The sequence below is a fragment of the Shewanella sp. VK101 genome, assembly GCF_056497865.1.
Genome location: NZ_CM151402.1, coordinates 4,087,511 through 4,108,994 on the forward strand (window position 1 = coordinate 4,087,511; position 21,484 = coordinate 4,108,994).

The 21,484-nt window shown below is 52.5% G+C and carries 14 protein-coding genes; 11 read left to right on the forward strand and 3 right to left on the reverse strand.

All coding sequences use genetic code 11. The features are described 5' to 3' along the window. The first annotated feature begins 36 nt into the window (after positions 1-36). The 7 genes from metH to ACSHSR_RS18215 all read left to right on the forward strand — a co-directional run bounded on the left by metH (position 37) and on the right by ACSHSR_RS18215 (position 12,537). Positions 37-3,756 carry a methionine synthase gene (gene metH / locus ACSHSR_RS18185; protein WP_479631019.1) on the forward strand — a complete coding sequence of 1,240 codons (3,720 nt, stop codon included), beginning with the start codon at positions 37-39 and terminating at the stop codon, positions 3,754-3,756. A gap of 222 nt (positions 3,757-3,978) precedes the next feature. Next, positions 3,979-5,481, forward strand: coding sequence for a hypothetical protein (locus ACSHSR_RS18190; RefSeq protein ID WP_025011259.1), 1,503 nt, complete (start codon positions 3,979-3,981; stop codon positions 5,479-5,481). Positions 5,482-5,690: 209 nt separating this feature from the next. After that, positions 5,691-5,948, forward strand: coding sequence for a DUF2999 family protein (locus ACSHSR_RS18195; RefSeq protein WP_025011260.1), 258 nt, complete (start codon positions 5,691-5,693; stop codon positions 5,946-5,948). A gap of 934 nt (positions 5,949-6,882) precedes the next feature. Beyond that, on the forward strand, positions 6,883-7,488 hold the full coding sequence (locus ACSHSR_RS18200; RefSeq protein WP_025011261.1) for a hypothetical protein: 606 nt from the start codon (positions 6,883-6,885) through the stop codon (positions 7,486-7,488). Next, the gene (locus tag ACSHSR_RS18205) at positions 7,488-10,013 is read left to right on the forward strand and encodes a zinc metalloprotease (RefSeq protein WP_479631020.1); all 2,526 of its coding nucleotides are present in this window, start codon (positions 7,488-7,490) and stop codon (positions 10,011-10,013) included. The genes ACSHSR_RS18200 and ACSHSR_RS18205 overlap by 1 nt, the downstream gene beginning before the upstream one ends. Before the next feature lie 213 nt (positions 10,014-10,226). After that, entirely contained in the window at positions 10,227-12,152 is a 1,926-nt protein-coding gene (locus ACSHSR_RS18210; protein ID WP_208170574.1) for a peptidase U32 family protein, read from the forward strand. 10 nt (positions 12,153-12,162) lie between these two features. Beyond that, the gene (locus tag ACSHSR_RS18215; RefSeq protein ID WP_093982368.1) at positions 12,163-12,537 is read left to right on the forward strand and encodes a PH domain-containing protein; all 375 of its coding nucleotides are present in this window, start codon (positions 12,163-12,165) and stop codon (positions 12,535-12,537) included. Positions 12,538-12,549: 12 nt separating this feature from the next. Here the strand turns inward: ACSHSR_RS18215 and ACSHSR_RS18220 are convergent, their stop codons facing one another. After that, complete coding sequence (locus ACSHSR_RS18220) at positions 12,550-14,259, reverse strand: ATP-binding cassette domain-containing protein (RefSeq protein ID WP_479631021.1); 1,710 nt, start codon at positions 14,257-14,259, stop codon at positions 12,550-12,552. Positions 14,260-14,768: 509 nt separating this feature from the next. On the opposite strand from ACSHSR_RS18220, the gene hipB reads away from it, so the two are divergent. After that, complete coding sequence (hipB, locus tag ACSHSR_RS18225) at positions 14,769-15,017, forward strand: type II toxin-antitoxin system antitoxin HipB (RefSeq protein WP_025011264.1); 249 nt, start codon at positions 14,769-14,771, stop codon at positions 15,015-15,017. Continuing rightward, positions 15,017-16,318 carry a type II toxin-antitoxin system HipA family toxin gene (locus ACSHSR_RS18230; RefSeq protein ID WP_479631022.1) on the forward strand — a complete coding sequence of 434 codons (1,302 nt, stop codon included), beginning with the start codon at positions 15,017-15,019 and terminating at the stop codon, positions 16,316-16,318. The genes hipB and ACSHSR_RS18230 overlap by 1 nt, the downstream gene beginning before the upstream one ends. Positions 16,319-16,458: 140 nt before the next feature. On the opposite strand, the gene ACSHSR_RS18235 is transcribed toward ACSHSR_RS18230, so the two are convergent. Beyond that, complete coding sequence (locus ACSHSR_RS18235) at positions 16,459-17,826, reverse strand: L-cystine transporter (RefSeq protein ID WP_479631023.1); 1,368 nt, start codon at positions 17,824-17,826, stop codon at positions 16,459-16,461. A gap of 303 nt (positions 17,827-18,129) precedes the next feature. On the opposite strand from ACSHSR_RS18235, the gene ACSHSR_RS18240 reads away from it, so the two are divergent. Then, positions 18,130-20,157: a S9 family peptidase gene (locus tag ACSHSR_RS18240; RefSeq protein ID WP_479631024.1), complete on the forward strand. Its 2,028-nt coding sequence runs from the start codon at positions 18,130-18,132 to the stop codon at positions 20,155-20,157. 77 nt (positions 20,158-20,234) lie between these two features. On the opposite strand, the gene ACSHSR_RS18245 is transcribed toward ACSHSR_RS18240, so the two are convergent. Further along, complete coding sequence (locus tag ACSHSR_RS18245) at positions 20,235-20,819, reverse strand: LysE family translocator (RefSeq protein WP_028781108.1); 585 nt, start codon at positions 20,817-20,819, stop codon at positions 20,235-20,237. A gap of 108 nt (positions 20,820-20,927) precedes the next feature. Between ACSHSR_RS18245 and ACSHSR_RS18250 the strand changes: the two genes are divergently transcribed. Beyond that, entirely contained in the window at positions 20,928-21,371 is a 444-nt protein-coding gene (locus tag ACSHSR_RS18250) for an Lrp/AsnC family transcriptional regulator (RefSeq protein WP_479631025.1), read from the forward strand. The last annotated feature ends 113 nt before the right edge of the window (positions 21,372-21,484 follow it).

A 21,484-nucleotide genomic window follows, 5' to 3' on the forward strand; every position in this document is an offset into this window, starting at 1 on the left:
TAAAACAGCAATAAGACAGGTATGAAAGGTAACCCTATGGCGACTTCCCAGCACTCCCAAAGCCAGACAGAGCTCAAGCTCAAACAGACCCTCGAAGAGCGGATCCTGATTTTAGATGGCGCCATGGGCACCATGATCCAGGACTACAAGCTGGAAGAAGCCGATTACCGCGGCGAGCGCTTCAAAGATTGGCATTGCGATGTCAAAGGCAACAATGATCTGCTGGTACTGACCCAGAGCGAGATCATCAAGACCATTCACAGGGAATACCTGCTGGCCGGTGCCGACATCATAGAAACCAACACCTTCAACGCCACCACCATTGCCATGGCCGACTACGAGATGCAGAGCCTGGCGGCGGAGATCAATTACCAAGGCGCCAGAATCGCCCGCGAAGTGGCCGATGAGGTGGCCGCCGCCAGCGGTATTCCCCGCTATGTGGCCGGGGTGCTCGGCCCCACCAACCGCACCTGCTCCATCAGCCCGGATGTGAATGACCCCGGCTTTCGCAACATACATTTCGACGATCTTGTATTGGCCTACAGCGAATCTACCGAGGCGCTGATCGCCGGTGGCGCCGACATCATCCTGGTGGAAACCATCTTCGATACTCTAAATGCCAAGGCGGCGTTGTTTGCCATCGAAAATGTGTTCGAGAAACTGGACCAAAGGTTGCCGGTGATGATTTCCGGCACCATTACCGATGCCTCGGGCCGCACCCTGACAGGGCAAACCACAGAGGCCTTTTACCATTCTCTCAGACATATCAAGCCGCTGAGCATAGGCCTCAACTGCGCCTTGGGCCCGAAAGAACTGCGGCCCTATGTCGAGGAGCTTTCCCGTATCAGCGAGTGCTTTGTCTCGGCGCACCCCAATGCCGGTCTGCCCAATGAATTCGGCGGCTATGACGAGACTCCGGCGGAGATGGCAAGCGTGATAGGCCCCTGGGCCGAAGAGGGGCTGCTCAATATTGTCGGCGGCTGCTGTGGCACCACGCCTGCGCATATCAAGGCGATTTCTGAAGCCGTTAGCCTTCACGCACCAAGGCCGCTGCCTGAGCTGCCGGTGGCATGTCGCCTCTCCGGACTGGAACCCCTGACCATAGATGCAAGCAGCCTGTTTGTGAATGTGGGCGAGCGCACCAATGTCACCGGCTCGGCCCGGTTTCTCAAGTTAATCAAAGAAGGCCAGTACGAAACCGCGCTGGAGGTGGCCCGTGACCAGGTAGAAAACGGCGCCCAGATCATAGATATCAACATGGATGAGGGCATGCTCGACGGGGTCGAGATGATGCAGAAATTCCTCAACCTTATCGCCTCAGAGCCGGATATCAGCAAGGTGCCTGTGATGATCGACTCCTCCAAGTGGGAGGTGATTGAGGCCGGGCTCAAATGCATTCAGGGCAAGGGAATAGTCAACTCCATCTCCCTCAAAGAGGGCGAGGCCAAGTTTATTGAACAGGCCAAACTGGTGAAGCGCTACGGCGCCGCCGCCATCATCATGGCCTTCGATGAACAGGGCCAAGCCGACACACGGGAGCGCAAAACCGAAATCTGTACCCGCGCCTACCGGGTGCTGGTGGATAAGGTGGGCTTCCCGCCGGAAGATATTATCTTCGACCCCAATATCTTCGCCATCGCCACCGGCATAGAGGAGCACGATAACTATGCGGTGGACTTTATCGGCGCCATTGAAGATATCAAGGCCAACCTGCCCCATGCGATGATTTCCGGCGGGGTGTCCAACGTTTCTTTCTCTTTCCGCGGCAACAACCCGGTGCGGGAAGCCATTCATGCCGTGTTCCTCTATCACGCCATCAAGGCGGGTATGGATATGGGCATAGTCAACGCCGGTCAGTTGGCCATCTATGACGATATCGACCCTGAGCTGAAGCAGAAGGTAGAGGCCGTGGTGCTCAACCTGCCCTGCCCGGTTGCCGACTCCAGTAACACAGAGCAGCTGCTCGAGGTCGCCGAGAAGTATCGCGGTGGCCCGGGCGGCGCAGGCAAGAAAGAAGATCTCGAATGGCGCAAGTTGCCGGTCAACAAGCGCCTGGAACACGCGCTGGTGAAAGGGATCACCGAATACATAGACGCCGACACAGAAGAAGCGCGCCTGCAGGCCAAGCGGCCGCTGGATGTGATTGAAGGCCCGCTGATGGACGGCATGAACGTGGTGGGCGATCTCTTTGGCGCCGGTAAGATGTTTCTGCCGCAAGTGGTCAAGTCCGCGCGGGTGATGAAAAAGGCGGTCGCCTATCTCAACCCCTATATCGAAGCCGAAAAAGTCGAAGGCCAGAGCAACGGCAAGGTGCTGATGGTTACGGTCAAGGGCGATGTTCACGACATAGGCAAGAACATAGTCGGGGTGGTGCTGGCCTGTAACGGCTATGAAGTGATAGATCTCGGTGTCATGGTGCCGGTGGAGAAAATCATCGAAGTCGCCAAAGCCGAGAAGGTCGACATCATAGGCATGTCCGGGCTCATTACCCCGAGCCTGGATGAGATGGTGCACAATGTTAAAACCTTCGAGCGCGAAGGTCTGACCCTGCCGGCGATTATCGGTGGTGCCACCTGCTCCAAGATCCATACCGCAGTGAAGATAGCGCCTCATTATCCCCACGGCGCCATCTATATTGCCGATGCCTCGCGCGCCGTGCCCATGGTCAGCAAGCTCATCAACAATGAAACCCGCCAGGCCACCATAGACGAAACCTATCGCGAATATGAAATGATGCGCCAAAAGCGCCTGTCGCAGACCAAGCGCAAGCAGATTGTGCCCTTGCAGGTAGCACGGGATAACCGCTGCAGCCACGACTGGGCCAACTACCAAGCAGTGAAGCCCAACACCCCGGGGATCCAGGTGTTTGACGACTATCCGCTGGAGGACTTGCTCATGCGCATCGACTGGACGCCATTTTTCCGCGCCTGGGAGTTGCACGGTCATTTCCCGCAAATACTGGATGATGAAGTCGTTGGTACTGAGGCGCGTAAAGTCTATGCCGACGGCAAGGCGATGCTGGAGCAAATCATCCAAGAGAAGTGGCTCACCGCCAAGGGCGTTATCGGCCTCTTTCCCGCCAACAGCGTCAACTTCGATGATATCGAGATCTACACAGATGACTCACGCAGCCAAGTGTTGCTGACCACCCATCATCTACGGATGCAGCTGGAGCGGGTGGGCAACCACAACTTCTGTCTCTCTGACTTTGTTGCTCCCAAAGAGAGCGGCGTGGCCGACTATATGGGGGGATTTGCGGTCACCGCCGGCCATGGCATCGATGCCCATATTGCCCGTTTCGAAGCGGCCCACGATGACTACAGCGCCATCATGCTCAAGTGTCTGGCCGACCGCCTGGCCGAAGCCTTCGCCGAGCGGATGCACGAGCGGGTGCGGAAGGAATTCTGGGGTTATGCCAGCGAAGAAAACCTGGATAACGAGGCGCTTATTCGTGAAAAGTACAAGGGCATACGCCCGGCTCCCGGCTACCCTGCCTGCCCGGACCACACGGAAAAAGGCCTGCTTTGGCAGCTTCTTAAGCCAGACGAGTGTATCGACCTCAAGATTACCGAGAGCTTTGCCATGTACCCCACGGCGGCGGTCAGCGGCTGGTACTTTGCGCACCCGCAATCACGCTATTTTGGGGTAAGCAACATAGGCCGAGATCAGGTGGAAGACTACGCCCACCGCAAAGGGATGACAGTGGCCGAAGCCGAAAAATGGCTGGCCCCCGTATTGGATTATGATCCTGAGTAAAAGAGGCTCTTAAGCGAACAACTGAGCTGTTCAGGGGCTCTCGCCTATTCGGGTGAGGGTCCCTGAATTCAAGACCGTTCCACATTTTTGATAACAGCCATACTCATCAAACACTTACTGTATCTCTCCTTCGCCCGTAAGCTGGTGCTTTTTGCAAGAACCTGAAACTGGGATTACTTTTAATGAGGTTGTCTCCATCACTTCATTGAAAAGGAATTCACTATGCGAACAGTGCATTTGGCCGCGGCCTTGCTTTGCCTATCTGGATGTACCAGTACACTCACCACAACGGTCATTAAAAGTAATGACGATCCCGGTGCAACATCGGCCAAGCAAGGTTTGGTTTACCATTTGCCGGCTTCATCGCAAACAGTAACGCTGACTCATAAATTGGTCTTTTGTCGTGTGGTCAATGATACCCTGGAGTTTGATTTCAACACTACCGCAACAGTCAAACAAACAGGGCATCCTGATCTAACCAAAGTATTCGTGATTAACCCTTCAGAGTTACATGCTTTCTCCAAAGCCTGGGGCATGAACGTGGTGATGCATCCCAATGGTTTGCTTAAATCCTTTTCCACCCATGCTGACGACAAATCCATAGAGTTGGGCATGGCGGCGATAAAAACCGTAGCCAACATTGCCGCCATTTCACAGGGAATTCCTATATCGATTGGTTCAGCTTCTCTCCCTCCAAGCGATAAAAACAATCAGGGGCAAGGCGTTACGCCTCCCAAAGCAGCTTGTATTCCAAAACTTTTGCATCAACCCTTGGTATCCGTGGTTATCGATAACCTGAAAGCTACAGTGACAAATAAACAAGGAGAGCTGAAGAAAAAACAGAAGCTCCTGGCCGCAAAAAAAGGGAATACCTCTGCAGAAGAAGCTGCGGTACTCAGCGCACAGAAAGCCGTATCCATGGCGACTCTTGAACTCGATACATTCCAGAAAGAAATCTCAGTGCAACGCGAATACACCATAGATACAGTATCAATCCCCCAAAATCAGCCTTATCTATTGCCTCTTGTTAGTGATGATTTCTTGCCTTGGGTAATATCCCGGGATACCGAGTTAAGAAATGACGTGGCGATAACTATGGCCAATAGATACCTATTTGGACTATCACTTGAAAAACTGGCTGATGTCGGATTAGCGAAAGAGAGCACCTTAAAAGCGGAAGAGGATTATCCGGGGTTGTATTACACAACGTTCGGAACCCGCAAACTACTATTAGTGCGACAAGACACTGCTAAGAAACAAAATAACCTGACGATGGTATTCAGCGGTTTTATTAATGCGCCTGAATTCGGCCACGTAGGCATTTTGCCCTACCAAAACCATATTGGAGAAAGTAACTCTTTTACGGCCGTATTCGACGCCAATGGTGCACTGACTTCAGTCGATTACGGAACTGAACGCCCTGCCTCAGAAAAAGTGGAGTCTGCCCTCTACGAGGTCACTGATTTTTATAGCGATTACGCCAATAATCGACAAACTATCCGCGATGCAGACAAGCTGGAGAGCCAGACATTGACCATCCACGCATTATCGATAGCCAATAGCACTTATCCGAACCTGACCGTTGATCAGTTAACCGCACGTGCCAGCATAGTCCAATCACTGCTCATCAAGCTTGGTGACACGGAGCAGAGTCGGGCGGCAATAACCTCTCTGTCGATGAACATAGACAATGACAATCTGATTCGATTAGCTGAGGCGTTATAAGCTGCCAAAGGTACTCGTCGGCTATCGAGTGGAACTGCTTAATATTTGCAATATAGGCAATTGGTTAGCCACCAATTGCCACTATGACTAGGGCTGATGTAATCGATATCCTGCTTCATTTTCTTTCACTAGTAAGGAAATACCTATTCGGGTCTGTTTCTTCTGTTAAAATCAGCGCAAATTGAATGTTTCAAACCAATGAGGAGCTTATGAATCCTATTATTGCCCTGCTGAAAGAGCACAATATCAGCGATGAACAAATAAACAGCCTGTTCCAGAGCCTGACCGAAAATCCCCTGATGGCCATGGGCACTCTGGGGCAGTTGGGATTGCCACCGGAAAAGCTGCAGGGGTTGATGATGCAAGTGATGCAGAACCCGGCACTGATCAAAGAGGCCGTCGAAGAACTGGGACTGGATTTCTCCAAGGTTGAAGCCGCCAAAGCCCAAATGAACAAGTCTGTTTAATCCTGTGCGCCCTCAAGGCCTGACTCATTTGGCTTTGAGGGCCAATTTCATGTTCTGTCATTCATCAGGTATTAGGCTGACAAATTGGCTGTGCCATCAGCTCAGTTCGCTGCAACGCTTAGGAAGGTGCGAATAGGTCCTCGTGGCACTCTGGCTTACACAGCAATTGGCGCTCAAGGCATCTGACTGAAGGCATGCCGGGGCATGTTGAAGTCGGATAACGCAGAGAGCCGGTTGCTGTGAAAGCCCCAAAGGGCGTGGCTTACAGACCTGTCTGCTGTGTTGTGCTTCTTGCAAAGGACTAGGGCCATTTGCTGCGAACCACGCCTTGCATCCAGGCCTGTAAGCCGACGCAGAGCACACATGGGACTTGTTCGCACCTTCCATTTTTGACAGTTCTCTGAAGCAATACCCGTATCAAGCGCCCGGCAATTTCTGCAATAACTTTGATGCCCGTCCGGATTGGCCGCTGTCACTCGTGCCGGCGTATTACCAAAATCAGCGGGATAGGGATGAAATATATGTTCCTCACCATGAGTCGTTGAACAGTTGGGACACGACTTAAACTTCCGACCGCTTCCCGGCTCCTGCTTACGTAACATCCCATTATTCAAACGCCCACCACAAAAGTTACAGTTCATCAGCACTCTCCATGTTATTAACTGATATTCAGCATGGCAAACAGCTCACGCTGAGCAAGAGATAACCAAAGGTGTGTTGAAAGCCAATCTATTCCCTCTTGTCTCTCCGCCATCGCCCTCACCTAACACAAGATTGAGACAAACCGTGTGCGTTTAACAAAAACGCTACATCATTTGCCGTGCCTCCCATTGAGTCGGCGTGCTTAAGTAGGTGCTCGGTCAATATTCGGCCAAGGAAGTATGGGTCGATGATCGAAAGCTGAATTTATCCCAATCATACAGGAGGTATTACAGTGACAAGATCCCAGTGGTTCCAGCGTCTATCGGCGCTATGTCTCGTCTCAGCCAGTTTGCTGCTGACACCGGCAGCCGTGGCCCAAAAACATCTCAAACAAAATCTCAGTCAATTGACCAGTCAGGCGTCCAGCATAGTCTCGGGCCAAGTGGTGTCTGTGACCGATGGCTTTGATGAGCGCAAACGCCCCTATACCCAGATCACCATTCGGGTAGGTATGGATGCCAAGAACAAACATAAGGCAGGCAGCGAATATACCTTCCGCCAGTTTGGTTTGCTCAAGCCCCGTTCCATGGGTAACGGCAAAGTCTACCTGGGCGTATCCCCCGAAGGCTTCGCCCGCTGGTCGGTTGGCGAGCAGGTAGTGGCCTTTATGAATCCGGATCTCGGTGCCGGCCTGACTTCTACCGTAGGGCTGGAACAAGGCAAATTCATTGTGCAAAACGGCAAAGTCAGCAATCAACTGGGCAACATAGGCCTGTTTGATGGCATGAACACCCAGTCGCTCAGCCCTGAAGAGCAGAGCCTTATCACCACGGCCGGCGCTGTGGATGCCGCCGCATTTATGTCTCTGGTTGGCAAACTGGTACAGGAGGCCAAATAATGAAGCTTTCAAGAATTGCCACGGCCTTGCTGTTGGGCTCAGTCTCCTCTGCCGCGCTGGCCGGTGGCCCGCTGTATATTCACGAACCCACAATGCAGCCCTATAAGTGGGATACTTCCAAGGGGGCGATTCCCGTCTATACCGACGGCGGCCCTGTGATTAAAAACAAGGATGGGGTTGACGTACAAACCTTCACCATTCTGGAAAAGGGGCAGGTGTTCAATCTCGACATCACACTGCCGGACGGCACTGTTATCCCGGCAGGTACTGTGTTGGACCGGGATTACACCTTCCTCAGCATAGCTCAGGCCAATGCCATTACCGCCAAGGCCGTGGGCGAATGGTCTGCGGTGGAAACCTCCACCTTTGAAATGTCGGTTCAAGGCACCATTGAACAGCAAATCGGCATCAAGGACGTCAATCAAACCAATGTCGATCAGATCTATTCCGCCGTAAACGGCTATGGTTTCTGGGTCAACTATGACACCGACGGCCAGATCCTGGAACAGTATTTCGGCGTACCACGCAGCAAGGTACTGGGGATAGCCTTCCCCGAGTGGGCCGATGAAGAAACCGGTGAAATCCTCGAGGCCACTGCCTTGATGAACGGCTGGTACGTGGGTATAGATGACACAGAAGGCGAAATGATTGCCGGGGTATTTACCCATGAATTCGGCCACGCCCTCAACATGTCGCACTCCCAGGCCAATGGTCATCTCAGCTATATGTCGGCCTCTTACAGCCCGCAATATGACGGGGTACCGGGCTGCGCCATCACCAATCAATACACCAGCGCCAGCCAGATAGCGCCGGACACTATTGAAACCATGTTCCCCTTCATCAATGTGTTAGGAGTTCAGGGTGCCGAGCAATCAACGGTCAATGTGCGCGACGATATAGTCAACCTGTCCGACCTCTATCCAACGGCGGAATATCGTTCAGGCTACGGCTCGATTTCCGGCACCTTGTACACCAAGGAAGGAGTGGACTATTCGGGTATGAACATGGTGGCCCGCAACCTGGATAACCCTCTGTACGATGTGGTCACTCAACAGTCCGGCAACCTGACTCAAGGGCTTGTAGGCCCGGATGGCAAGTTCACCATCAATGGTCTGACACCCGGCGGTCGCTATGTACTCTATATGGAGACTATCAAGGCGGGAGGCTATCCAACCCGACAAACCGCCCTCTTGTCAGAGGCCGAATACTGGAACAGCAATGAAAGCAGCAATCCGGCCAGCGATAGAGCCTGTGATTTCACTCCTATCATTGCCGAAGCCGGGGTGACCAAACAGGCCGATATCTATTTCAACGGCTATAGCGATGGCATCCAATATACCCCACTGGTAAGCGCCTTTGTGCTGGATCATGCCAAGAACGGCAAACGTGCCATGGGGATAACCGGCACTACGCCTTTCCTCTATGACAGCACCAAGAAAGCCCTGTTCGAGCTGCACCCGGCCGGTAATGCCGTGGTTGCCGGACACGCCACCATGAACAAAAACGCCACCAAGGCCGGTGTCATGGCGGACTTCAGTGGCAACGGCATCAGCAATGCCGCCATCTGGGATCTGCGCAGCGACAAACTAACCTCGCTTGGGGATCTCAACGGTAACAGCTGCGGTGGCTCGGGGCAGTCAGGCACCAACTCCAGCTATGTCTGGGATATGGATGATAGTGGCAATACAGTTGTCGGCACCGCCTATCTGGATACTGACGGTAACGGCGCCTGCCAGAGTGCATTCAAGGACGAGATAGTACCCTTTATCTGGACCAAGAAGGCCGGTATGCAGCAACTGCCTTACCAATTTGCCGAAAAGGTTCAGTGGCTGCGTGCCGATAGGATAGCCGGCAACGGCAGTACTATTACCGGCACTTATGATGGCACCAGTCAGGTTGCCTGGGTCGATGGCCGCTTCCACGACACCTCGGCTGAGTTTGGCGCCCAGGACTCCTCGGTGATCTCCAACGACGGCAGCACAGTTGGCTTTGGCACCCGCACCGGAGTCACCCTGTGGCATACGGACTCGGGCCAACAGGAGCACATAGGTAGCCTGCGCTGGTGTGAGCAGGTACCTTTCAATCACTTCTTCCTGGGTAATCTGTGTGCCGAAGGTTGGGATCACGACAGCATCAGCGCCGAGTTTGGCGTACCGCGTATGCTGCTGCTTGATGCCAGCGACGATCTGTCGATGATTACTGCTCGCTCCGGCAGCCTGTTTACCGGTTTCAGTGGTGGTATCTACCTGGAAGGTTTGGGCTGGATGAGCACCAGGGAGTTCTTCGCCAAGCAGGGCGTTACCGAAGCCAAGGCGCTGACCATAGATAACCCATTTGCCATCAGTGCCAACGGCTCTGAAATGATGGGTGGTATCGCAGGAGCTGTCTTGTCTATCGATGTCGATCTGAACAAAGCCTTTGTCTGCCGGGAAGGCCAGGATGTTCAGCTCAGCTTCCCGAAACAGGTGGTTGCTGCCGTTAAAGGCGGAGCCGAGTTTGGTCGCTGTGCCCACCTGAACGATTGATGCAAAGTTGAAGTAAACAACTGCCAACGGGAGCCTCAGGGCTCCCGTTTTTTGTCCGCCTGAAACCTTCCATCATGCGGTTGTTCTCAAGCCAGGCAGCCACTTTCCAACCGAAGAAATTGGTGCATCTGATTCCTTAGGCTTTCATGAATTACTGGCTCTGCTATAATTTGTGCCCGAAATTTTCAGGCATTTCCAGACGAGCGGTAAGCCATGTCCACTACAGGTGTTGAACTCTTTAATCCCGGCCAACAGGCACAAGCCCCTGATGCCGCCCCCAGCCAAGCGGTGCAACTGGCCGACAACAAGCTGGAGTTGATGGCTCCGGCCAAGAATGCCGATTTCGGTATTGAGGCCATTCGCCACGGGGCGGATGCCGTCTACATTGGCGGCCCGGCGTTCGGTGCCCGCCATACTGCCGGCAACAGTGTCGAGGACATTGCCCGCCTGTGTGAGTTTGCCCATAGATATCACGCTCAGGTATTTGTCACCTTCAATACCATATTGCTGGACGATGAACTGGAAGAGGCCAAGCGCCTGATCTGGGCCGTGTACGAGGCAGGTGCCGATGCCATTATTGTGCAGGACCTGGGGCTGCTTGAGCTGGACTTGCCACCGATTGCACTGCACGCCAGCACTCAGATGGACAACAGGGTTCCTGCCAAAGTCGCCTTCCTCGAGCATGTGGGCTTTTCTCAGGTGGTGTTGGCGCGGGAGCTGAGTCTGAGCCAAATTCGCGCCGTGGCCGCCGAGACCAAGATGCGACTGGAGTTCTTTATCCATGGTGCCCTGTGTGTGGCCTACAGTGGCCAATGCTATATCAGTGAAGCCTACACAGACCGCAGTGCCAACCGCGGCGAATGCTCACAGCAATGCCGGATGCCGGGTAATCTCAAGACCCGCCAGGGCGACATCATTGCCAGCAACGACCATATGCTGTCGCTGAAGGACAACAATCAGACAGATAACCTCGAAGCGCTGATCGATGCCGGGATCCGCTCCTTCAAGATAGAGGGCCGACTCAAGGACCTCAGCTACGTCAAGAATGTTACCGCTCACTACCGCCAGCAACTGGATGCCATCATGGCGCGTCGACCCGAGTTTGAACCCTCGTCCCACGGCCGCTGCCGCTACAGCTTCACCCCGGATCCGGACAAGAGCTTTAACCGCGGCAAGACGGACTACTTTGTCAATGAGCGCAAGGCAGACATCGGCGACTTCCGCACCCCGAAATACTTGGGAGTAGAAGTAGGTAAAGTCAGCAAGATAGGCAAAGACTTCATCCAGGTCGACTCGAATGCCGAGTTCCACAACGGTGATGGCCTGGGCTTCTTCGCCGCCAACTATCAAAAGGCCAGGTTGTCGGATGACAAGCTGACAGGTTTTCGGGTCAACCGCGCCGAGGGTAACACCCTGTATCTGAAAAACATGCCGAAAGATCTCTATGTCGGTGCCACCTTGTATCGCAACAAAGATCAGGCCTTTGAAGCCCTGCTGGCCAAAGAATCTGCCGAGCGAACCCTGTTGCTGGACTTCAGCCTCAGCAATACCCAGACAGGTCTGGCGCTAACCGCTGCCGACCGTCATGGTCATCAGGCGACAGTGACCGCTGACTTCGAAAAACAGCAGGCCAAGGATATTGGCCGCAACCGTGAATCACTCGGCAAGCATCTCGCCAAGCTGGGCAATACAGATTTTCGTCTCGGACAAGTGGATTTGGGCGATGCCGAAGCCGTTTTTGTACCGGCATCCATCATCAATGGCCTGCGCCGTGATGCCATTGCTGCACTGGACGAAGCGCGCATTCAGGGGTATCAAAGACCCACACCCTGGGTACGGGACGACAGTGCCCGCTTCCCGCAGCGCAGCCTGACCTATCTAGGCAATGTTGCCAACCAAAAGGCCAAGGACTTCTATACCCGTCACGGGGTGGTGTCCATCCGTGATGCCTATGAAGTGCGGCCGGTAAAAGGCGATGCGCCTTTGATGATCACCAAGCACTGCATACGTTACAGCTACAACATGTGCCCCAAAGAAGTGCCGGGGATCAAGGCCGAGCCGCTGGAAATGGAGCTGGGTGGCAAGCAGTTCAAGCTGGTGTTCGACTGCCATAAATGTGAAATGCTGTTGGTAGGGTAAGGAGAAGAACATGGGATTTTTGAACGCCTTGATGGGCAACGCCAGTGAAGTGGATCTGGATAAACTCAACGAAGAACTGGCGCCGATTATGGCCGACAGCGAACAGTTGCAGCTGGCCTATAAACTGGTTCGCGACATGTTTGTCTTCACCAACAAGCGCCTGATCTTGATAGATAAACAAGGCATGACCGGCAAGAAAGTAAGTTATCACTCCATCCCCTACAAGGCGATAGTACACTTTGAAGTGGAAACCGCCGGGCGCTTCGATATGGATGCCGAGCTCAAGCTGTGGATCTCAGGCCAGGCAGAGCCCCTGGTCAAAGAGCTCAAGCGCGGCACTGATGTGGTGGGTATTCAAAAGACCATAGCCAAATTCACGCTCTGAGGTTAAAAAAGTCTAAGATCCGCTATTTGACAGGGAAAGCGCTTCTTCAATGCCGGTCTGCACCACAAACTCCTCATCGTGACTGACCAGAATAAAAGCGCCAGGGTATGCTGCCAGCGCCGCGGCCAGACGCGCTTTTGATTCAATATCCAAATGATTGTCAGGCTCATCCAGCAGCAGTAAGGGATTGCCCCGCTGATGACTGACATAAAGCATGGCCAGCTTCATCTTTTCACCGCCGCTGAGACAAGCCACAGTGCGGTGCACCTGCTCGGCGCGAAAGCCTATCTGGGCCAGCAGAGTGCGGCGCTGACTGTCATCCATCAGGCTGGGATTCACCTGGTTATGATCAATCGGGCTGCTATCAACTTGAGCACAGCGCTGCAGGGTTTCCAGCAATGTCCACTCTGGCTTGAGTAAGCTGAAATGCTGATCCAGATAGACACTGTGGCCATTGAGTTGCACTTGCCCAGCGCTCAACGCCAGCCTAGCTTGCAAAACCCGAAACAAGCTGGACTTACCGCTGCCATTAGCCCCCGCCAGACGCAGTTTCTCGCCACTGCTGAGGGTTAAATTGATAGGCTCTCGACTACCATAGGGCAAGACAGCGTCCAATAGCCGTACCAGCGTCTGCTTCGCCACTGGCTGTCCATGGGTTTCGCGCCCCAGAGTCAGGTTTTGCCTAGGCCTAGGCCTATGCCTATGCCTTTGCTCACACTGCTGTTTCAGCCCAGCAAGCTCAGAGTCCAGCAGTCGCTGATGTCGCCGCTCCCGGGTCGCCATGGCCGCCGCATTGGCACCGGCCCGCTCTTTTTGACGGTCGAGCAACACCTTGGCCTGGCTGCCACTGCGCGCCAATTTCTCCCCTTTGGCTGCTCTCTGTTGTGCCCGCTCCCGACTCAACTGCGCCTGCTTTCTTACCTGACGCTGGGCCTTGACGACATTCTCCAACCTGCGTTCAAGCGCTTGCTGTGCCAGGGTGTGCTGATGCCAATAGCTGTCATAGTTGCCGCCATAGGAATCGAGCCCCAAGCTGTTGAGCTCCCAGATTTCATCCATCTGTCGCAGCAGCTCTATGTCGTGGCTTATCAGCAGGATCTGCCCAGAAAATGCCGACATCCGCTGCCGCAGCCACTGTCTACCGCCTCTGTCCAAATGATTGGAAGGCTCATCAAGCAGCAACCAGTCTGCCTCGCTTTGAAACAAACGCCATAGTTTCAACTTGGCCTGCTGGCCACCACTGAGGCGTTCGAACTCAAGCTCGGGCTCTGCCGGCAACCCCAGCTCCCGGCAGAGTTCGAAAAAGGTTTGCCGCACCTGCCAGTCGTCATTGAGCTGCTCAAACCAATGACTGTCACAACAGCCCTGCTCTATTTGTGTCAGCGCCTGTAATCTGGTCGCCAAGCCCAGGCATTGGCTCAGGCAGCTTCCGGTTTGCATTGTCGGCACTTGGGATGATGTGCCATCAACCCGGCTTGCTGTAGCCGTTAGCAGCTTTGGTTCTTGCTGCTGCCGGTATATACCGCAAATGCCCCGGCGCTCAACCGTGCCGCTATCCGGCGCTCTCAAACCGCAGAGTATTTCGCCCAGCAAACTCTTGCCTATGCCGTTGCGACCAATCAGGCCGGTCATTCTAGCGCTCAGACTACAGCTGATATCGGCAAACAATGGCTCAAGGCCATGAGTATAGAGTGAGATTTGTCTTGCATTAAATGCCTGCATCTTGCCTCCTGCAGACAGGGAGGCACGGCGAGATCCGATCCGGGTTTAAGCAGTCATGATATGGCGAATGAGTGCCAACTGACTGCAACAATAAAGACTTGAGCGAACACGCCGACCGACCCTGCCAATCTAATAATGGAAAAGTAAAAAAGATTGGTGATCAGGTGTCAGTTGTTCATTTTGGCGTGAGCTCCAATAGGCGTGGATGGCGGAATTATAACCGCCTGAGACAACAAAAATCCAGCTTGTCCCTGGGGGGTTATCCTTTGGGATGAGAGTGCGGCTCAAAACTAAACAGGATGCTAGAGCAGTATATGACTCAGCTCAATATCATTGTTCCTTCTGACTTCTATTGACTAAATATCCTCAATAGCGGATATTTAGTCAATTATACCCCAGTGGGTATAAAGTAGCATTTATCCCAACAAAGGGATAAATACTAACTAATCCTCTAGTGGGGATATGAGATAACTTTAAAATTCATCTCTAATCATTGAGGGCTGGAACTAATGATATATAGTCCAAAGCAACTCGCAGACATGATGCTACTGATACGCCAAAAGAATGGCTGGACTCAGTCAGAGTTAGCGAAAAAAGTCGGTATAAAGCAAGCAACAATCTCGAACTTCGAGAACAACCCCAACAAAACAACGCTTTCTACCTTCTTTAAGCTTGTACAAGCTATGGATCTAACACTGAGTATCCAAGAAAAAACACAGCTGACTTCGCCAAGTGAAAATGATGATGAGAGTTGGTAATGCAAAAGCTAATAGCATACATGAATGGTGAACTTGTTGGCACCTTGGCGAAGCATAAGAACGGCGCTCACACTTTTCAATATGATAAGGACTGGATAACCAATGCAATGGCTCGCCCACTGTCATTGTCTTTGAGGCTTCAATTACCGACTATCACTTCCGATGCCGTTATCAACTATTTTGACAACCTCTTACCAGACAGCCCACAAGTCAGAGATAGGATCGTTGCAAGGTACAAAGCCTCGTCCAAACAACCATTTGATCTCTTGAAAGAAATTGGAAAGGATAGTGTTGGTGCTATTGCACTATTTCCTCCCGAACACCCCTATAAAAAAGAGCCACTCAGCTACGAAATATTGGATAATAAGAAACTAGAAGCCGTTCTTTCTGCATACAAGTCTGATATTCCCCTCGGGATGCTCAAAGAGGAAGAAGACTTTAGGATCTCAGTGGCAGGTGCTCAAGAAAAAACCGCACTCTTATTCATTGATGGACAATGGTGTATACCGAAAGGAAACACCCCAACCACTCACATTATCAAGCTGCCAATAGGCGAAATACCACAAGCTAACGCGACACTGGATCTCAAAGATAGCGTAGAAAATGAATATCTTTGCATTGAGCTAGCTAAAGCGCTGGGATTCGCAGTTCCCAGCGTCAATATAATCCAAACAGACAACCTTAAAGCTCTAGCTGTAGAACGATTTGATCGACGCTGGACAAAAGACAGAGCAGGCTTGCTACGCTTACCTCAAGAAGATATTTGCCAAGTGTTTGGTATGCCATCATCCATCAAATATGAATCTCAAGGTGGTCCAGGCATAGAACAGATCATGAAGTTATTAATGGGCTCAAGTAATGCACTTGAAGATCGATATAACTTCATGAGATTCCAGGTATTTCAATGGATCATTGGGGCTACGGATGGACATGCTAAAAACTTTTCTATCTATATTGATAGAGGAGGTAACTATCGACTCACTCCATTCTACGACATTCTTTCAGCCTACCCATTACTGGGAGGAAAAGGACTCAATATTAGACAACTTAAGCTCGCAATGGGGTTAAAAGCCACAAAAGGCAAGAAGTATGAAATCAATAAAATCCTGCCTCGTCACTTTTTAGATACTGCTAAAGCTGTGAATTTTAGTCAGGATAAGATGCAAAGAATAATGGATGAAATGAAAGGTGCGTTACCTGAGGCAATCTCGCAAGTAAGGGCGAATCTACCGGAGGGCTTTCCAGAGCATATCTCCGACTCCATTTTTGAGAATGCCAACAAAATAATTAAAAAAATCTAGCTATAAGATATTAATTTTAAATGCCATTTCCATAAGCGGATGCGGGTTAATTTCCTTTTTAAGTAAGATTTTCATTACCCGTGCCAATCTAAAAAAGGATGCCGCAGCATCCTTTTTCTCAAGCCGTTAGCCGGGGCAACTTACTGCTGCTCGGCCGTCTGGTTTTCCGTGGTTTGCTTCAATAGCCGACTGGTCATGGTACCGGCGGTCATGGAGCCGGATACGTTCAAGGCGGTACGAGCCATATCAATCAGCGGCTCGATGGAGATCAGCAGCGCCACAATGGCCACCGGCAACCCCATGGCAGGCAGGACAATTAGCGCCGCAAATGTTGCACCGCCACCGACACCGGCTATCCCGAAGGAGCTGATGGTCACTATGGCAATCAAGGACAGCATGAAATGCAAGTCCAGTGGATCTATGCCCATGCTGGGCGCCACCATTACAGCCAACATGGCCGGATAGATACCGGCGCAACCGTTCTGGCCGATAGTGGCACCGAAAGAGGCCGCCAGGTTGGCAATGGCAGGCGGCACATTCAGCTGAGTCACCTGAGCCTCGACATTCAATGGAATAGTCGCCGCCGAACTGCGCGACGAGAAGGCAAAGGTCAGCACGGGCCAAATTTTACGGAAGTAGTCCAGTGGGCTGACGCCCACCATGGCTACAAGCATGCCGTGAACAACAAACATCAGCAGGATGGCGACGTAAGAGGCCAGAATAAAACCCAACAGGTTGAGCATATCGGCGCCGCTGGAAGAGGCGACCACCTTGGCCATCAGCGCGGCAATACCATAAGGAGTCAGCGCCATAATCATCTTCACCAGGCGCATAACAATCGCCTGCGCACCTTCAACAAAGGTCCGTATGGGGGATTCCAGTTGCTCTTTCTCATGCATCACTTTGCGGGCCGCTATCCCGAGGAGGATACCGAAAATCACCACGGCAATGATGGAAGTGGAACGGGTACCGGCCAGATCGGCAAAAGGATTTACCGGAATAAAGCTCAGCAGCATTTGCGGTACAGTCAGATCGGCAATCGAAGCCGCCTTGGTATCCAATACCGCCATTTGCGCCGTTTCCCGGCTACCGGCTATCAGCCCCTCGGCAGAAATCCCTGAGATGGAAGTGACCAGAATACCTATCAAAGCCGCTACGGCCGTGGTCGCCATCAAAATAAATATGGTCAGGGAGGAGATCTTGCCGAGCGAGCCGCCCTTATCCAACTTGACCACTGCCGCTACCATGGACACCAACACCAAGGGCATGATCACCATCTTCAGCAAGGCCACATAGCCACCACCGACTATGGCTATCCAACTGAGCGTCTCTGCAGTGACCGGGCTGTCCACGCCAAAGTAAGACTGCATCAGGAAACCATAGGCACTGCCGAGGATTAAACCGATCAGCACCAGACGGGATAATTTGTGCTCTTTTTGCTGTTGGTGAAACAGAATAAACAGAACGCCGAGAAATACCGCAATGGATGCGATAACTGCAATAGACATATGGAACCTTATACGGGAAACGGTATATGAAGAGAGAATCTACCGCATAATAAGCGCTAGTTTAAGCACGACAAAATATTAAGTTATTATTCTTTATAGCCTCTGATTATAAATAACCTGACTTAACCCCACACAAAACGGCCAAATTTCGCACGATACCGTACAAGCGCTAACAGAAAGTTACACAAAATAATCCCATCAAGCCGTGCCCGGATAAGCTTGTTTTCATCATCCGGGGATATACTCCCGAGGCAGCCTTCGCTGCCGAATATAATAACTATCTGTATCTAAAGGAGACTTTCCGTGAAGAAGGTTGGAATTCTGTTGCTCTGCCTCTTGATGCCACTGGCATCGGCGTGGGCAGAGCCGGGCAAGCCCTTGTCGGTTGAGCTATTGTGGCAACTCAAGCGTATCGGCAGCCCGGTAGTATCGCCCGGCGGCGAGCATATCATCGCCCCCGTGACCGAGTATGATGTCAAGGCCGACAAAGGGTCGACCCAACTTTGGTACTTTGATGCCGATGGCAAACATCAACGCCCACTGACTGCCGCCGGACTCAAGGTGAGCAACCCGGTATTTTCTCCTGATGGCAACACTCTGGCCTTTGTCAGCCAGCGTAATGAAGACGATGCCGGGCAGATCTATCTGCTGCCGATGAATGGCCCGGGTGAAGCCCAGCGGTTGACCGAAGTGCCTACCGGCGTGTACGGCATCAAATGGGTAGGTAAACATCTCTATTTCATCAGCAACATCTTCCCCGGGCAGGACTGGAAGCAGATGCAAGAGCAGCTGAAAGCCGACAAGGACAACAAGACCTCGGCCAAGCAGTGGAATGCGCTGCCCTATGCCCAGTTCGATCACTGGCTGGATGAACGTCGTCAGGCGCATGTGTTCCGAATTCCTGCCAAGGGCGGCGAGATAGAAGCCATTACTCAAACACTGGGCCATGAGCTGCCTCGTTCGAGTCAAAGCGCCGGCAGCTATGATGTGTCTGCCGATGAGAAACTGATCGCCTTCAACGCCTACGGTTCCGACAACCGGGTCGATCCCAAGCTGGACATCTTCCTCGGCAAGATAGGCGCAGACAAGGCAGAAAACCTGACACCGGACAACGAAGCGCCCGATAGCCGCCCAAGCTTCAGCCCCGACGGCAAGACGCTGGCCTTCACTCGCCAGAAGATCCCGGGTTTCTATGCCGACACCTCCAGGCTGATGCTGCTGGATATCCACAGCCGTAAGCTCAAGACCCTGACCGCCAATTGGGACAGATCTGTGTCTCAGTTCAGTTGGACGCCGGATGGCAAAGGCTTCTACGCCGCCATTGATGATGCCGCCACCAGCCGTATCTATCATATCGATGCCAAGAGCGGCAAAGTGAAGGCGATCACCAAGGACACCAACTATGGTCAGCCGCAGATAGGCAAGAAAGGTACTCTGATTGCCCTCAACGACAGCTTCCTTTATCCGGCGCGACTGCTGGCGATCAATCCCAAGAACGGCAAGGGCCAAAGGCTGGAGCAGTTCAATGATGAACTGCTCAAGGATGTGGATCTGGGCAGCTATGAGTCTGTGACCTACAAGGGTTACAACAACCAGGATATCCAGATGTGGGTGCACTACCCACCGGGTTTCGATCGCAGCAAGAAGTACCCGCTGTTTATGCTGGTACACGGCGGCCCACACAACGCCATCAGTGATGGTTTCCACTATCGCTGGAACGCCCAGACCTTCGCCTCCTGGGGTTATGTCACTGCCTGGCCCAATTTCCACGGTTCCAGCGGCTTCGGCCAGGACTTTGCCGATGCCATCAACCCGGACTGGAAAAACAAGTCTCTGGATGATGTCCTCAAGGCAGCCGACTGGTTTGAACAAAAGAGCTGGATCGACAGCGATCGCATGGTGGCCGGTGGTGCCAGCTACGGCGGCTATCTGACTTCCATCATCCTCGGGCAGAAACATCCGTTCAAGGCGCTGTTGATCCATGCCGCCGTGTACGACATGTACTCCCAGATGGCTTCCGACTTCGCCGTGCACAGCACCCGCTTCGGCCACTACTGGGAAAACCCGGAAATCTACCAGTCGATTTCACCCCATTACTTTGCCGCCGGTTTCAATACACCGACGCTGGTGAGCCATGGTCAGCTGGACTACCGGGTGCCCGTGGGACAAGGTTTTGAGCTGTTCCGCACCCTGCAAAGCCGTGGAGTGGAATCGCGGATGATCTATTTCCCCGATGAGAACCACTGGATCATGAAGCCCAATAACTCCATCTATTGGTATAGCCAGGTCAAAGACTGGATGACCCATTATGCCGAGCCGGGCCCGCGTTAATCGCCGATAATCGGCATCCAAGCAAGAAGGCGACTCAGGGTCGCCTTCTTTCATATTAATGCAATGGAAAGCGAACATCAGAGCATGGGTACTATGGATGCCAGCAAAAGACCGCCCATCAACAGGTTAAAACCACGGGCGTAGTTGGGCGCCGTCAGCCAGCGACTCAACTGTTTGCCGATAAGGGTCCAGATACTGACAGACGGGACATTGACCAAGGCAAATATTACAGAGATCAGCAACAACTGCTGCCAACTGGCACTCGGGTTGTATAGACTCACCGCCGCCAGCGCCATGGACCATCCCTTGGGATTGAGCCACTGAAACAATGCCGCTTGGATAAAGGTCATGCTGCGATAACCTTCATTGGTATTTCCCGGACGACTCAAGGCGATTTTCAGCGCCAGATACACCATGTAAGCAATACAGAGCAAACTCAGTAACTGGTGCAACCAAGGATAGGCCTGAAACAAGCCGGTCACGCCGATCCCCACCAACAACAGCATCAGGCTGAACCCCAGCACTATCCCCAGCATATGCGGTAAGGTGCGAACAAAACCCACATTGGCACCTGAAGTCATCAACATGATGTTGTTGGGCCCTGGGGTCACGGTTGAAACAAAGGCAAACATCACCAAAGGCCATAGCAAATTAGGCTCCATTCTTGCTTTACTCCTGAAATAAACAGTCAGCAAATACTAGATGGATTGGGACGCAATTTTGTGCTTATATTTGCTCTTAAAGTGAAAAGTAAGCAATAAAACATCACCATGGATAGATTTGACGAAAGAATATTGCAAGGGCTACAGGGTGATGGCCGGATCTCCAATGTCGAGCTGGCCGAGCGGGTGGGATTATCTCCCTCTGCCACCCTGAGGCGGGTACAGGAACTGGAGCGAAAAAAACTGATCAAGGGCTACCGGGCCGTATTGGACAAGAGCCAACTGAACATAGGTTTTATTGCTTACGTCGCCATAGGCCTCAACAGTCACAGTAAACAATCCCAGTTGGGCTTTGAAGAGCATATCCGCTACGCCAAAGAAGTGATCGAGTGCCACAATATCACAGGCGCCAACGAATACCTGTTGCGGGTCGAGACCAAAGATCTCAGCAGTTATAAACGTTTTCATGCCGAAGTCCTCGGAGAATATCCTCAAGTCAAATCCATCACCACCATGGTGGTAATGGATTCACCGAAAGATCAACGTCAATAATTGTCTGCGATAAACCGCATGTCGCATGGTATTGCTGGCGACACTTTTTATCCTTGGGTACCATTGAGCAATAAAGAGGCGCCTGGACATGCCGGCGCCAGGGAAGATGGATA